Genomic DNA, 12808 nt, shown 5'->3' with positions numbered 1-12808 from the left:
TAGTGCCGTTCAGTCGGTGAATTCGCCTCCCAACTCGAGCGTGTGCTCCTCCCCCAGCAACCGGCCCATCAGCATCTGCTGGGCCTCGGCCATCTGCCCAGGGCTGTAGGCGGCGGGAATGCTGCTGGGGAGAAGCGCTCGCAGGCTCTCCCACCGGTAAGGGCAGCCATACACCGCCAACCCCGCCAGGCGGTTCAGTGTCAAGAGCTGGCGGATGGCTGCCGGCCAAGGGTCTTCACGATCACGGCCTGCGCGAAATGGATTGCCGCGTAGAAACAACTGCAGCAAAACCGGTCCTTCCCCGAGTCGATCCAGGGCCAGAGGATGGTCGGCCTGTGGAGGGTCATGCCAGGGGCTGATTCCAAGCTCGTGGCAGAGGATCGGCCTGAATCCGCGGCGTGCGGGCCAGCTGATGGCTGGCGCCTCAGGGCGCAGGAATGGGCAGGCCAGCACACCGTCCACGCGGATCAGGGTCACACCGCCACCGGCAGGGGCATCGACCGGAGTGGCTCCCTGGACTTCGAGAGTGGCGCCCACGAGTTCGAGGGCGAGTTGGTGCTCTTCTGTCGTTTCTCCTGCCGTTTTGTTCTGACTCTGGCGCCCGTGGCAGCGTTGCAGCGCCTCCCGCCGTCTCTGTAAAGACTGCTCGAGGCGCGAGGCGGGAAGGCGTCCGCTCGCGAGGGCTGCGCAGACAGCGTTGATGGCTTCGTCAGCATCAGCGGGCATCAAAATCAGGTCCGCACCGGCTTCGAAGGCCTGCACGGCAGCCTCACCGGGACCCACCAGGCTCGTGATCGCCTCCATCACCAGCGCATCGGTGACGATCAGTCCCTGGAAATCAAGGGACACTCTGAGAAGGTCGGTCAGCACCTTGGGAGACAGGGTCGCGGGCCGCTCGGCATCCAGGGCTGGGATCAGCAAATGGGCAGTCATGACGCTCTCGACGCCTGCAGCGATCAGCCGCCGGAATGGTTTGAGTTCGAGTTGCTCGAGCCGCTCCCGCGCATGCGCCAGCACGGGGAGCTCCAGATGGGAATCCTGAGCGGTATCGCCGTGTCCGGGGAAATGTTTGGCGCAACCAAGAACGCCTCCAGCCTGCAAACCGCGCTGGAATGCCTCAGCCAGTGCACCGGCGGCTTCTGGAGCCTGGCCCCAAGCCCTCACATTGATCACTGGATTGGCCGGGTTGCTGTTGACATCGCAGACCGGCGCCAGCACCCAGTTGAGTCCGCATCGGCGAGCCTGGTCAGCGGTGCAACGCCCATAGCGTTCCGCGAAACGAATCGCCGCCGCCTGGTTGTGCCCATGCAAGCGACCCAAGGCCAGCGGTGGCACAAGCCAAGTGGCGCCCTCAAAGCGCTGACCGACCCCTTCTTCCACGTCGGCGCAGAGAAGCAGATCGTCATCAGCGGCCCAAGCGCGCAGGGTTCGGCAGCGCTGCTGCAGTTCGGTGGCTGTGCCTCCCAGAAGAATCACCCCGCCGACGCCGTTCTGCAGTTGGCGTTGCAGCTCACTGTTGCTGAGTTCCCAGCGTGGGTATCGCCGTTGCTGATCGCCGGCATGACCGCTGGCTCTCACCACCAGCAGCTGAGACACCGCCCGCCGCAACTCAACTGGGTTCATCGTCGTGGCAGTTTTGAGCATCGTCACTGCCTGGGGGGATCTCCCCCCGCTCCTGGCGTTCGCGCTCGAGGTCCCCGAGCAGTCCCAGAACGGAGGCTCCCTTCTCCAGGCCACGGTCGAGATGGAACACCACTTCCGGTGCCCGCCGCATCTGCAAGCGACGACCGAGCTCTCCGCGCAGGAAGCTGCTGGCTGCTTGCAGACCCTCCATCACCTGGGCTCTGCCCTCAGGATCGGCCAGCACACTCACGAAGATTTTGCAGTGCTGCAGATCGCCGCTCACGTCCACTTGAGTGATGCTGATCAGTCCCTGATGCACGCGGTCATCGCGGATGCCGTGCATCAGGAGTTCACTCGTCTCCTTGCGGATCAGAGCTGCAACACGTTCAACCCGTCGTCCAGGAGCCATCTCAGCTCATTGGTGCTGAAGACACCATGGCACGCAACACCAGAGCGAGGCTGATGAAGCCACTGATCAAGGCTCCGATCAGTGCCACGGCGGTCACGGGATTGCTGCGTCGACGCGCCAGCGGTTCCGCAACGGAATTGAGCACGCCGAGGCTGAACGCGATCAGATAGCGCGGGTAGCGGGTCACATTGACGAAGAACTCGCGCATGGCGATGGCGTTGATCCGTTTCTCATGGCTACTCTGCCGGTCCCTGCCCCGGTCTGGACATGCTGGAGCTCCACCAATTCCGCCACTCCGCCTTCTGCTTGAAGGTGCGGATGACGCTCCACGCCAAAGATCTGAGTTTTCGTGAGGTGGAGGTCACGCCCGGACTCGGGCAGCTGTCTGTGTTCCGGATGTCGGGTCAGCGCCAGGTTCCCGTTTTGGTGGATGGTGATCAGGTGTTCGCGGACTCCAGCGCGATCTGCCGCTATCTCGAAACGTTGCGGCCCGAGCCTGCTCTGCTTCCCTCTGATCCACTCCAGAGGGCTCAAGTGGAGCTGATCGAGGATTGGGCTGACACAACCCTGGCCGCGTCCACCCGGGCTGCTCTCCTGCAGGCTGCAGCCGACGATGGTCAGCTCAGGCTGGCGCTTCTGCCGGATGATTTGCCGGCGCCATTGCGTCAGGTCATGTCTGGGGTGCCTGGCGGTTGGTTGAGCACCTTGGGCGATCTGCTCGGGCAAGAGCAGAGGGCGTCCATGCTCAGCAGTCTCACGGCTCTCGCCGAAGGCCTCGACCAGAACGGATATCTGGTTGGAAACAAGCTCACCCTGGCGGATTTTGCTGTCGCTGCTCAGCTCTCCCTGCTGCGCTTTCCTGCCTCATCCGGAGACGCTTTGGCTGGCCGCGGCGTTCCCGGCCTCAGCGACCATCCACGCCTGCAGTCGTTGTTCCACTGGCGTGATCAGCTGGAAGCCCAGCTCAATCAGCGCGACCCTGCGGCAACCGAGTGAGAACCAGCCGAAACCGGCTGCTGCGCCCTGCGAGGGTCTGATCCGTTTGCAGTCCTGGGGCCCCGTAACTCACCTGCCGCTGATCCGCGCAGATCTTGGCGTCGCACTGCTCGTAGCGCGTCAGGGTTTCGATCCTGCTCAGTCGCGGCGCTCCTGGGCCATGCACGATCTGAAGCACGAGCTCATCACTTAGAAATGCCTCTCTGCCGTTGTCAGTTGGCACCACGGCCTCACGGCGGCCAATCACGCTGGTTTCCAGCAGAACATCGCCGCTGAGCCTTGCCAGTTGACGGTTCACACGCTCGGGGTCCTGCTCGACAGACAGAAGTTTGTCCCCCAGAAGCGCTTTGCCGATGGCGGTGGCGTTGAACGGGCGGTCGCCCACCAGTTGCCCTGCCCGATTGCGTTGGAAGCGTGCCCTGTGCAGCAGAGGAGGTTCGCTCTCGATGATCGAACCATCTCGGTTCACCGTGTCGCTTTGCACCTCCCAGTCACCCGCGAACCAGTCGGGGTAAATCAGATCCTGACGGGCCTTCGGCCGGGGCAGAGGTGCAGGCAGCGACCACTCGGGCCATTCCAGCGCGCGTTGCTCGAGCAATGATGCTTTGGCTGGTTCTGCAGCGTTCGCACCCGTCACAATCAGCAGCTGCAGCAGCATGGTGAACAGCACAAGCAACAGCCTCCGCTTCATGTCAGACCCTCTGATTCGATCGCTTGATCACTACGTGGTGCTTGTTCCCGGTGAATCTGAGCAGCTTTTAACGGCCGCCGCCACCTTGACATGGCTGACGGAACGACTGACGGCGCTCAATCCGTGGCCTGAAGATCTTCGCGGATGCGATGGGGCGAGCGAAGCCGCAGAGCGCCTGCTCGATACCGCCTGTGAACTGGAGACCTCGCCAGGAGTCTGCGTGCAGTGGTATGCCGTCCGCCTGGAGCCGCCTCAGAGCTGATGGTCAATCGGGTCGCTGCTTCGGTGGGTCCTGGATCAGCGTTGGCAGCAGTTTCAGAATTCCGTCGGCCACCTCATCCGGCGGCTCACCATCGATCACCACCGTGAGATCGGCTTCGGCATACATCGGCCGACGGGCCGTCAACAGTGTGTTCAAGGTCAGGGCAGGGTCCTGTTCCTGCAGAAGGGGTCGCGGTGTGTCGTCTGACTCCAGCCGTTTCAACAGCCTTTGCTGCTCCACGTCCAGCCAGATCACGATCCCCTGGTGCATCGCGCCCCAGTTTTCAGGGCGCGTCACGGCGCCGCCCCCTGTCGCCACAACGAGGGAGTGGCGCTGACTAATGGCGCTGAGCACCTGGGTCTCGAGGTTGCGGAAACCGCTTTCACCCTCGCGCTTGAAGATGTCGGGGATGGTGCAGCCAGCGGCCTGCTCGATCACAGCATCGGAATCCACAAAGCCGTACTCCAGGCGTTGGGCGAGAGGCCGACCGGTGCTGGTTTTTCCGCTCCCCATCATCCCGACGAGATACAGATTTCGGCCGCCAAGCCGCTGTCTGAGGGATGGAACAGGATCCAGCATGGCTCCGAATGGCTGTTAGCTCATTAGGATGCCTGCCGGCCGGACCTTCACATGACTGAAACGAAGTCGATCGCCCGGCATGGCAAGGGTCGCGGTTGCGTGATCACCCGCCGAGCCTGTTTCAGCGCCAGTCACCGCTACTGGTTGCCGGAACTGTCTGCTGATGACAACGCAGCGCGCTTTGGTGCCTGTGCGCTGGCTCCCGGTCATGGACACAACTACGAGCTCATCGTGTCGATGGCTGGTGGCCTCGATGCCGATGGCATGGTGCTCAACCTCTCCGAGGTGAAGCACGCCATCCGTAAAGAAGTCACCGATCAGCTCAACTTCCGATTCCTGAACGACGCCTGGTCGGACTTTGATGTGTCGAAACCGGACGGTTGCCTGCCAACCACCGAAGCGCTCGTGCATCGCATCTGGCAACGGCTTTCACCTCACCTGCCGATCACGGCACTTCGCCTCTACGAACAACCGGGCCTCTGGGCCGACTACCTCGGACATCCCATGGACGCCTTCCTCACGATCCGCACCCATTTCGCTGCTGCCCACCGTCTGGCAAGGCCTGAGCTGAGCCAGGAAGAGAACGATCGCATCTACGGCAAATGTGCCCGCCCCCACGGTCATGGTCACAACTATCTGGTGGACGTGACCGTGCGCGGTGCCATCGATCCCCGCACCGGCATGGTTTGCGATCTCTCTGCGCTCCAGCGCCTTGTGGATGATCTGGTGGTGGAGCCTTTCGATCACACCTTCCTCAATAAGGACGTGCCTTTCTTCGCGGAGTGCGTCCCCACCGCTGAAAACATCGCCCTGCACATTGCCGACCGTCTTTCGGGTCCTGTGGGGGCCATTGGTGCGCACCTCCATAAGGTTCGTCTTCAGGAAAGTCCCAACAATGCGGCTGAGGTTTATGCCGAAATGCCCCAACTCGACATGACACCAGCCACGTTGGAAGCAGCGGCACCGGTCTGATCCCATCCCTGGATGACCCATCAGACAACAGTCAGGCTGGTGCTGGCCGTCAGCCTCGACGGACGTCTGGCCTTCCCCCAAGGTGGCGCTTCCCATCTGGGTGGTTCCGGTGATCGCAGGGCTTTAGAGGAAGCTCTGGCCTGGTCGGACGCGGTGTTGATCGGGGCCGGGACCGTGCGGGCCCATCGTTCCAGCTGTCTGATTCATGCCCGGGATCTCCTCGAGCAGCGCCAATCCACAGGACGCCCTCAACAGCCTGCACTGTTCGTTGTGGCCCGCGACGTGGAGTTCCCTCAGCATTGGCCGTTGTTTCAGCAGCCCTTGGCGCGTTACCTCCTCAGTCCAGGAGGGGGCGGTGCCGAAGGATTCCTCGAAGGCTTTCCCCTCGCTGCATCATGGGCCCAGTCCCTGGCCAGCCTGGCGGCCCGTGGCTGGTCGAGAGTGGTGCTCTTGGGGGGAGCTCGACTTTGTGAATCACTGTTGGCGGACGATGCCGTCGACGAGCTGCAGCTCACCCTCTGCCCTCGCGTTCTCGGTGGCCCTTTTGGCTGGGTTCCGGCCAACGCCCAAGCTCTCCCTGAGACCCTGGCCGCGGCGGATGCCTGGTTGCTGGAGCACAGCCGGCCCCTGGGTGGTAACGAGCTGCTCGTGCGTTACCGGCGTAACCGCAGCATCAAGTCGTCGAACGGAAGGTCTTGAAGGCCTGCGGCCGGCAAGCCCAGAAGAGAGGCCAAGCAGCGTTGGACCACCACCTGGGTGTCGTCTCCTACCCGACCGCTGATGAGTTCACTGAAGATCCCGAGTTCCCTTCCACTGCGAGAGGCTTCGCGAATCAAGCACTCGCTGGCTGGACGCGCCAGTTCTCGGCACGGTGGTCCAACCGCCTCGTCGAGTTCAGCCACCAGCTCACCCAGAGGCAGAGTGCTGGTGTCGATCCTGTCGACGGCCTCCTTGGCAAGCCGCTGGCATTCCCCGGCAAGCCGCTGCTCCAGCGTGGGGCGGATCCACTGCAGCAGGGGGGTCAGTAGTCCTGCCTTGGCTTCAACGGCCAGCGTGTTGATGCCGACGGCCAGGGAGGCCATCAAGAGAGGCTGCCAGGCTCTTGTCCAGATCAAGGGTCGACACGATCGATCCTTCAGTTTCGCCTCTTTGATCCCACCTGGTTAGGGTTTCTTCTCTGCTTGTGCATTGGCCTGGGATGGCGTCGCTTTCGGCCCGCTGGCATCGCAGCATCAGCGAGATTCCTGAAGAGCAGTGGGACCAGCTGCTTGGTGATCAGATCTGCCCCTTTTATCGCTGGACCTGGCTGCTGGCGTTGGAACGCTCCGGCAGCGTGGCTCCCGACCAGGGTTGGCAGCCTCTGCATCTGTCGTTGTGGCGGGACGACGACCAGCTCGTTGCCGTCGCTCCTCTGTACCTCAAGGGCCACAGCTATGGCGAATTCGTGTTTGATCAGTCGTTCGCGCGCTTGGCCGGTGATCTCGGGTTGCGGTACTACCCGAAGTTGATCGGGATGAGCCCGGTGAGCCCGGTGCAGGGTTATCGCTTCCATGTGGCCTCCAGCGAAGACCCCCAGGAGCTCACCACAGTGATGCTCGGCTTGATCGATGATTTCGCCGCACGACACGGCATTCTCAGCTGCAATTTCCTTTACGTGGATCCCGCCTGGCAGCCACTCGCGCAAGCAGCCGGTTGTGCCAGCTGGCTGAATCAACAGAGTTTGTGGTCTTCAGACGGCCAACAAACCTTCAATGATTATCTCGCTGGTTTCAACGCCAATCAGCGTCGCAACATCAAACGGGAACGCAAGGCCGTGCGTGCTGCCGGCCTCACGGTGACAGCGATCACCGGGGACGCACTCACTCCCGTATTGGTGTCGAGGATGCACGACTTCTATGCGCAACACTGCGCCCGCTGGGGGCCCTGGGGCAGCAAATACCTGGATGCCAGCTTTTTTGATCGGCTTTGCGATCCCTCACTGGCGGAGCATGTTGTTCTGTTCAATGCCCACCGTGGTGACTTGAACGAACCGGTGGCCATGTCGCTGTGCGTCAGAGACGCCCAGCACCTCTGGGGGCGCTATTGGGGGAGTGATGAGGAGATTGATTGCCTCCATTTCGAGGTTTGCTACTACGCCCCAATCGAGTGGGCCCTTCAGCAGGGGTTGGTGAGTTTTGATCCAGGAGCCGGTGGCAGTCACAAGCGCCGCCGGGGTTTCGTGGTTACGGCGCGAACCAGTCTTCATCGCTGGTATGACCCTCAGATGGATACCCTGATCCGCGCGTGGCTTCCGCGGGCCAATGCCCTGATGCAGGAAGAGATCGAGGCCATCAATGCGGATCTGCCGTTCCGCGCTCAACCCCCAGATCTTGGACGTTGACCAGCTGATTCGTAGGGTGACCTGATGGCAGATCGCACCCCTTCCCTCGATGACCAGCTCTCCCAGCGTTTCATTGCACTGGACCCCAGCGGATATTTTCTGATCCGGGTCGATTCCAGTGCGGGCGAGCTCGTGGCGGAGCACTTTCGCAACGATGTGGATGCCAAGGGGCGCGCCACGGATCCTGAAACCGGTGAGGTGCTCAGTTGCCGAGGGGGGAGTCAACGCGCTCCGACCGTTTGTTACCGAGGTCGAACAGCGAAAGAGTTAGGGATCGCTCTCACGGAAGGGGAGGGACCGCACCCGGTGAGCCGCCTGGATCACGCGCTTTATCTCGGACGGGAACTCCAGAAAGCTGAGGCCTGCCTACTGCAAGGCAAGCCTTACGTTCAGGATTGAGCGGTTTTCAAGGGAGCCTTCGTACTCAAACGGGTTGAAGTTCTTTGGATTCGCTTGGTTCCTCTGGGGGCAGTGATTCCAGCTGCTCCCTGATTTCGCTTTGAACGATGGAGCGGTACTCGAGGAAGTGTTCGTTGTGTGCCAGCACCACGAGGAACTGCTCGAGCAGTGCTGGATTCTGGGTGGCCATGCCGAACATGTAACGCCAGAAGCGTCCGCGCGTGCTGCGCTTGAGCCCCTGTCTCCAGATCACGATCGAGAGCGCCTTGAGATCGGTCAAGGTCGGCAGCTGGGTGGACCCCTTCCAGCGAGGAGCGCCCATCTTCAGGTAATAGGAGTACACCCGATCCATGTAGGCATTGGGCTCGTACAGAGCACAGAACGCCTCCACGTACTCATTGGCGATGTCTCGGATCGGTCTCGTGGGTTTGAAATTGAGGAGATTGGTTTGATTCACGCCCTTCGCGGCGTCCTTGTCTTGAATCAGGCGACCTTCTTTCTCAAGGCGATACCAGAGCGCTGTGTTGGGCAGAGCCTGCAGCATGCCCATCATCGCCGCGGGGATTCCTGTGCGGGTCACGAAGTCCACGATGCGACGTCCGGCCCCGTCTTTCTCACCATCGAAGCCGATGATGAAGCCAGCCATGACACGGATGCCGTTGGCGGTGATGCGATCCACAGCCGCGTCCAGAGGGTTGCGAGTGTTCTGGATTTTTCGAGACGTTTCGAGACTGGCTTCATCGGGCGTTTCAATGCCAAGAAACACGCTTTCGAAACGAGCCTCATGCATCATCTGCATCATTTCTTCGTCGTCGGCCAGATCGACTGATGCCTCTGTGGCGAAGCTGAAGGGGTAACCCCGCTCTTCCTGCCAGCGTTTGATCTCCGGAAGCAGCAACTTGGCATTGCGCTTGTTACCGATGAAGTTGTCGTCCACAAGGAAGATCGACCGTCTCCATCCGAGGTCGTACAGGCTTTGAAGCTCGGCAACCAGCTGGTCAGGCGTTTTGGTGCGGGGCTTACGGCCGTAGAGAACGATGATGTCGCAGAACTCGCAATTGAAGGGGCAACCTCTGGAGAACTGCACGCTCATCGAGTCGTAAGCGTCGAGTTCGAGCAGATCGAAACGGGGGATGGGGGTTGAGGTCACATCGGGTTTTTCCCCCTCGGAGCTGAACCGGCCGCCACTGTCTCCTCGCTGGATCGCTTCAATGAACATCGGGAGCGTGATCTCTCCTTCATCCAGCACTTTGAAATCAGCATTCGCGATTTCAGGGGCGTCGGGTGTTGAGCTCGCGTAAGGGCCTCCAACGGCCACGGGAAGACCCCGGCGCTTCGCTTCCTCGATCTGAACCTGCATGTCATCCTTCTGGACGATCATTCCAGAGATCACCACCAATTCAGCCCAGTTCCACTCCGCTTCGGTGATCTCCCGAACATTGCGGTCGACCAGCTTCATCTCCCATTCCTGGGGGAGCAGCGCTGCCACGGTGACGAGGCCGAGGGGCGGGAGCAGAACCTTGCGATTCACAAGCTCCAGGATTTTTTCGTAGCTCCAGAACGTCTTCGGGAACAGGGGATAGATGAACAGAGTGCGCATAATCCGAGGTCGCGTTTGTTGAGCTCTAGTGCTGACGGTCGACCCTGCTTGCAGACCCGTCCGATTCCTTTTGATTTCGATGCACGCAAGCTTAGGCGGGATCTGTCGTCTGGAGCCCCGGTTTCTGATCTAATAGGTCAGCATTCTGTGATTGCAATGGGCGTTGTCATCTATCTGGGTCTGGTCGGTGCCGGTCTCGTGACCGCTGCGGGTATCAGCCTGGTGTTGCGTGGGATCAAATTGATCTGATCTCCGTCAGGACGGTGTTGCCTCGGCGGCGAATCTCCATCAAGGCCAGCACCACCCCGACCCCACCGGAAATGGCGAATGTGGTGGGCAGCCCAACACTGATGCTCAGCTGCGCGGCAATCAGGCCGCTGAGTCCTCCCCCGCCAAGAAAGGCGATCTGGCTGAGACCGGCCATCCGTCCCCGCAGGATCTGACTGGATCCCACTTGGGTGATGAGATTGCTGCTGCTGAGAAGTCCAGCCGTGCCAGCACCGATGAAGAGCGTCATCAAGAGGATGAAAGGGACAGGCCCCCCTCGGGCCATGCCCAATTGAGCCACAGCTGTGACCAGGCCGAATCCCGCCAACGTGAGCGATGGGCGCCTGCAGAACCGGTGACTGTTGCGCTGAAGGATGAGCCCACCGACAATGCTGCCCAAGGCCAAAACACTGGTGAACAGCCCGAGGTCCATCGGGTCTGTTCCTAATTCTTGAGCGGCAATCAATGGGGCCAGCCCAGGGTGGAAAAAGCCCACAACACACATCAAGCCCGTGAACAACACCACGTGGCGCAAGGTTGTTCCGCAGTCTCTCCACGCCACTGCAAGCGAAGATCCCTCAGCCGATGTGCTGCGCTGCTCCTTCTCAAGCCTCGGATGCAAAAGCCAGATCACGCTGGCGATCGGCAGAAGATAGGTGGCTGCATCGAGGGTCAATGCCGTCGCCGGACCCGTGAGTGTGACCAGCCAGCCGCCAATCGGTGGACCGACCAATTTGCCCACGTTGAACACCACGGAGAAACTGGTCAGAAAAGGAGCCAGCTGGGCATTGTCGTCAACGAGAAGGGCGCAGTATTTGTTGCGTGCTGTGAGTTCATAGGCCCCTGCGATTCCCACCAGGAGCGTGCTGGCGAGCAGCATCAGCACTTGGGGCAGTCCATCCAGCCAAGGAATGGCCACGGCACCGATCAGTCCTGCTCCTAGAAGTGCCCATTGCGCCTGGATCAACACCGTTTCACAGCCAATGCGATCGGTGCGAACACCTGCCGGACCGCTCACCAAAAGTGTTGGCAGCGAGAGTGCTGCGAAATGAAGGGCCAGCACCATGGGGGCTGCCGTTTCATCCATGAGGATCCATCCCTTCGCAGTCAATCCGGCGAAGGATCCGGCAGTGCTGACGCCAGAGGCGATCAGGAAAATAATGCGTTGGCGTTCGTGCAGCCCCCGTGCGCTCACAGGGCAGACCGCGCCGAGGCCACCATCGATGCAGCTCCCACGATCTCGGCGCGGAGGTCGTAGATGTCGTATCCAGTGATTTGAACTGGGATCATGGTTCCCGGAGCCGCCTGCAGTCCGTCGGCTTTGGGTGCGATGTGAACCTCCCCATCCACCTCTGGTGCAAAACGCGCACAGCGACCGATCATCGCGCCGGTCTCAGGGTTGTGTTGCTCGATCAGGGCATCCACCGTGCGGCCCACCCAGCGGGCATTGGCCGCCGCAGAGATCGGTTGTTGCAGCGTCATGAGGCGATCTTTTCTGGCTAAGGCGATGTCGGCATCGACGGGATTGGGCAATTTGGCTGCGGCCGTCCCTTGCTCCGGTGAAAAGGTGAACACGCCGACGTGATCGAACTGTTGCCGCTCCAGAAAACCTGCCAAATGCTCGAACTGCTCCTGCGTTTCTCCTGGGAAGCCCACGATCAACGTGGTGCGCAGCACCGCGTCGGGTAGCTGGTTTCGGATCTGATCGAGCAGCCGCTCGTTCACATCGGCCTGCCAGGGGCGATTCATGGCGCGCAGCACATCGGGGTGGCTGTGTTGCAGAGGCAAGTCCAGATAGGGCAGCACGTTGGGCACATCCCGGTACGCGCTGATGACCTCGTTGGTCAGGCCTGTCGGGTAGGCGTAATGCACGCGAATCCAGGGAATCTCCACGTCTCCGAGGGCCTGCAACAGGTCGGCCAAGCGGGGACGTCCATAGAGATCCAAGCCGTAATTGGTGGTGATCTGGCTGATCAAGATCAGTTCCTTGACACCTTCTGCGGCCAGCTGATGGGCTTCTGCCACGATCGATTCGATCGGCCTCGAGCGCTGATTGCCACGGAGGTGGGGAATGATGCAGAAGGCGCAGCGGTAATCGCAACCCTCGGCAACTTTCAGGTAAGCCACAGCTTCGCCGGTGGTGCGATGGCGCGGGAGTCGTTCGTCGGCCACGAACGTTGGTGTGCTGCTGACCCGGTTCACCCGTTCGCCGGCTTCCACCCGTTCCAGCACCTCCACGATGTGCTGGTAGTCGCCCGTTCCCACAATCGCTTTCGCTTCAGGGAGGGACTCCAGAAGCTCCTCCTGAAAGTGCTGGGCCAGGCATCCGGCGATGATCAGTTCCTTTCCTTGTTCTGCAAGTCCGACCAGTGTTCTGACGGATTCTTCCCTGGCGTCTTGGATGAAGCTGCAGGTGTTCACAACCACCACATTGGCGACGGATTCATCGCTGCTCACCCCGTAGCCCGCTTCACTCAAGAGACCGAGCATGTGTTCGGTATCGACTCGGTTCTTCTCGCAGCCCAGATGGGCAAACGCCACGGTTGGTTTGGTGCTGGCCCCGTCTCGGCCAGGACGTGGGTCCGGGGACATGGGCATGGTGAATCAATCAATCACCATAAATCCCGCTC

16 protein-coding genes are annotated in these 12808 nt (G+C 61.1%); 7 read left to right on the top strand and 9 right to left on the bottom strand.

What is annotated here, in order from left to right; genetic code table 11:
• Positions 1-9 precede the first annotated feature (9 nt).
• Genes SynBMKMC1_RS12945 through SynBMKMC1_RS12935 form a run of 3 tightly spaced genes read right to left on the bottom strand, consistent with a single transcriptional unit; the run spans position 10 to position 2240 of the window.
• Positions 10-1623, bottom strand: a complete 1614-nt coding sequence (locus SynBMKMC1_RS12945) for a glycoside hydrolase family 3 N-terminal domain-containing protein (protein WP_186472027.1) — start codon at positions 1621-1623, stop codon at positions 10-12.
• Positions 1610-2032 (bottom strand): 30S ribosome-binding factor RbfA, encoded by a 423-nt coding sequence (rbfA, locus tag SynBMKMC1_RS12940; RefSeq protein WP_011934106.1) that lies wholly within the window; start codon positions 2030-2032, stop codon positions 1610-1612. Before rbfA ends, SynBMKMC1_RS12945 begins: the two co-directional genes overlap by 14 nt.
• Position 2033: 1 nt before the next feature.
• A complete protein-coding gene (locus SynBMKMC1_RS12935; protein WP_011934105.1) occupies positions 2034-2240 on the bottom strand; it encodes a DUF751 family protein in 207 nt (68 codons plus the stop codon).
• Between the two features lie 59 nt (positions 2241-2299).
• Here SynBMKMC1_RS12935 and SynBMKMC1_RS12930 point away from each other — a divergent pair, with 59 nt between their 5' ends.
• Positions 2300-3028, top strand: coding sequence for a glutathione S-transferase family protein (locus tag SynBMKMC1_RS12930; protein WP_186472026.1), 729 nt, complete (start codon positions 2300-2302; stop codon positions 3026-3028).
• Here SynBMKMC1_RS12930 and SynBMKMC1_RS12925 read toward each other — a convergent pair.
• The gene (locus tag SynBMKMC1_RS12925) at positions 2997-3719 is read right to left on the bottom strand and encodes a DUF6816 family protein (protein ID WP_255486207.1); all 723 of its coding nucleotides are present in this window, start codon (positions 3717-3719) and stop codon (positions 2997-2999) included. The genes SynBMKMC1_RS12930 and SynBMKMC1_RS12925 overlap by 32 nt on opposite strands.
• Here SynBMKMC1_RS12925 and SynBMKMC1_RS12920 point away from each other — a divergent pair.
• A complete protein-coding gene (locus tag SynBMKMC1_RS12920; RefSeq protein ID WP_011934102.1) occupies positions 3718-3981 on the top strand; it encodes a chlororespiratory reduction protein 7 in 264 nt (87 codons plus the stop codon). The two genes, SynBMKMC1_RS12925 and SynBMKMC1_RS12920, sit on opposite strands and share 2 nt — an antisense overlap.
• A 3-nt stretch (positions 3982-3984) precedes the next feature.
• Here the strand turns inward: SynBMKMC1_RS12920 and SynBMKMC1_RS12915 are convergent, their stop codons facing one another.
• Positions 3985-4560, bottom strand: a complete 576-nt coding sequence (locus SynBMKMC1_RS12915; protein ID WP_186472025.1) for a shikimate kinase — start codon at positions 4558-4560, stop codon at positions 3985-3987.
• 51 nt (positions 4561-4611) lie between these two features.
• On the opposite strand from SynBMKMC1_RS12915, the gene SynBMKMC1_RS12910 reads away from it, so the two are divergent.
• Positions 4612-5532 carry a 6-carboxytetrahydropterin synthase gene (locus SynBMKMC1_RS12910; RefSeq protein WP_186472024.1) on the top strand — a complete coding sequence of 307 codons (921 nt, stop codon included), beginning with the start codon at positions 4612-4614 and terminating at the stop codon, positions 5530-5532.
• A 12-nt stretch (positions 5533-5544) separates the two neighbouring features.
• The gene (locus SynBMKMC1_RS12905) at positions 5545-6231 is read left to right on the top strand and encodes a dihydrofolate reductase family protein (protein WP_186472023.1); all 687 of its coding nucleotides are present in this window, start codon (positions 5545-5547) and stop codon (positions 6229-6231) included.
• On the opposite strand, the gene SynBMKMC1_RS12900 is transcribed toward SynBMKMC1_RS12905, so the two are convergent.
• Entirely contained in the window at positions 6186-6647 is a 462-nt protein-coding gene (locus SynBMKMC1_RS12900; protein ID WP_255486206.1) for a hypothetical protein, read from the bottom strand. The genes SynBMKMC1_RS12905 and SynBMKMC1_RS12900 overlap by 46 nt on opposite strands.
• Positions 6648-6730: 83 nt before the next feature.
• Here SynBMKMC1_RS12900 and SynBMKMC1_RS12895 point away from each other — a divergent pair, with 83 nt between their 5' ends.
• Positions 6731-7912, top strand: a complete 1182-nt coding sequence (locus SynBMKMC1_RS12895; RefSeq protein ID WP_186472022.1) for a GNAT family N-acetyltransferase — start codon at positions 6731-6733, stop codon at positions 7910-7912.
• Positions 7913-7936: 24 nt separating this feature from the next.
• On the top strand, positions 7937-8311 hold the full coding sequence (locus tag SynBMKMC1_RS12890) for a DUF4346 domain-containing protein (RefSeq protein ID WP_186472021.1): 375 nt from the start codon (positions 7937-7939) through the stop codon (positions 8309-8311).
• Between the two features lie 25 nt (positions 8312-8336).
• Here SynBMKMC1_RS12890 and SynBMKMC1_RS12885 read toward each other — a convergent pair whose 3' ends face one another.
• Complete coding sequence (locus SynBMKMC1_RS12885) at positions 8337-9911, bottom strand: B12-binding domain-containing radical SAM protein (RefSeq protein WP_186472020.1); 1575 nt, start codon at positions 9909-9911, stop codon at positions 8337-8339.
• A 48-nt stretch (positions 9912-9959) separates the two neighbouring features.
• Between SynBMKMC1_RS12885 and SynBMKMC1_RS14765 the strand changes: the two genes are divergently transcribed.
• Positions 9960-10160: a hypothetical protein gene (locus SynBMKMC1_RS14765; RefSeq protein WP_255486205.1), complete on the top strand. Its 201-nt coding sequence runs from the start codon at positions 9960-9962 to the stop codon at positions 10158-10160.
• On the opposite strand, the gene SynBMKMC1_RS12875 is transcribed toward SynBMKMC1_RS14765, so the two are convergent.
• Positions 10147-11373 (bottom strand): MFS transporter, encoded by a 1227-nt coding sequence (locus SynBMKMC1_RS12875; protein WP_186472019.1) that lies wholly within the window; start codon positions 11371-11373, stop codon positions 10147-10149. The genes SynBMKMC1_RS14765 and SynBMKMC1_RS12875 overlap by 14 nt on opposite strands.
• Complete coding sequence (gene rimO / locus SynBMKMC1_RS12870; protein ID WP_186472018.1) at positions 11370-12776, bottom strand: 30S ribosomal protein S12 methylthiotransferase RimO; 1407 nt, start codon at positions 12774-12776, stop codon at positions 11370-11372. The genes SynBMKMC1_RS12875 and rimO overlap by 4 nt, the downstream gene beginning before the upstream one ends.
• Positions 12777-12808: the final 32 nt, after the last annotated feature.

This window comes from Synechococcus sp. BMK-MC-1 (genome assembly GCF_014279955.1).
Lineage (GTDB): Bacteria > Cyanobacteriota > Cyanobacteriia > PCC-6307 > Cyanobiaceae > Synechococcus_C.
The sequence above is the reverse complement of the archived record's forward strand: the minus strand, read 5'-3'. Positions and strand labels throughout refer to the sequence as shown.

Bases quoted from the DNA above. Each gene is read 5' to 3' on its own strand.
- SynBMKMC1_RS12945 (WP_186472027.1), bottom strand. From the start codon at position 1,623: ATGAACCCAGTTGAGTTGCGGCGGGCGGTGTCTCAGCTGCTGGTGGTG.
- rbfA (WP_011934106.1), bottom strand. From the start codon at position 2,032: ATGGCTCCTGGACGACGGGTTGAACGTGTTGCAGCTCTGATCCGCAAG.
- SynBMKMC1_RS12935 (WP_011934105.1), bottom strand. From the start codon at position 2,240: ATGCGCGAGTTCTTCGTCAATGTGACCCGCTACCCGCGCTATCTGATC.
- SynBMKMC1_RS12930 (WP_186472026.1), top strand. From the start codon at position 2,300: ATGCTGGAGCTCCACCAATTCCGCCACTCCGCCTTCTGCTTGAAGGTG.
- SynBMKMC1_RS12920 (WP_011934102.1), top strand. From the start codon at position 3,718: ATGTCAGACCCTCTGATTCGATCGCTTGATCACTACGTGGTGCTTGTT.
- SynBMKMC1_RS12925 (WP_255486207.1), bottom strand. From the start codon at position 3,719: ATGAAGCGGAGGCTGTTGCTTGTGCTGTTCACCATGCTGCTGCAGCTG.
- SynBMKMC1_RS12915 (WP_186472025.1), bottom strand. From the start codon at position 4,560: ATGCTGGATCCTGTTCCATCCCTCAGACAGCGGCTTGGCGGCCGAAAT.
- SynBMKMC1_RS12910 (WP_186472024.1), top strand. From the start codon at position 4,612: ATGACTGAAACGAAGTCGATCGCCCGGCATGGCAAGGGTCGCGGTTGC.
- SynBMKMC1_RS12905 (WP_186472023.1), top strand. From the start codon at position 5,545: ATGACCCATCAGACAACAGTCAGGCTGGTGCTGGCCGTCAGCCTCGAC.
- SynBMKMC1_RS12895 (WP_186472022.1), top strand. From the start codon at position 6,731: ATGGCGTCGCTTTCGGCCCGCTGGCATCGCAGCATCAGCGAGATTCCT.
- SynBMKMC1_RS12890 (WP_186472021.1), top strand. From the start codon at position 7,937: ATGGCAGATCGCACCCCTTCCCTCGATGACCAGCTCTCCCAGCGTTTC.
- SynBMKMC1_RS12885 (WP_186472020.1), bottom strand. From the start codon at position 9,911: ATGCGCACTCTGTTCATCTATCCCCTGTTCCCGAAGACGTTCTGGAGC.
- rimO (WP_186472018.1), bottom strand. From the start codon at position 12,776: ATGCCCATGTCCCCGGACCCACGTCCTGGCCGAGACGGGGCCAGCACC.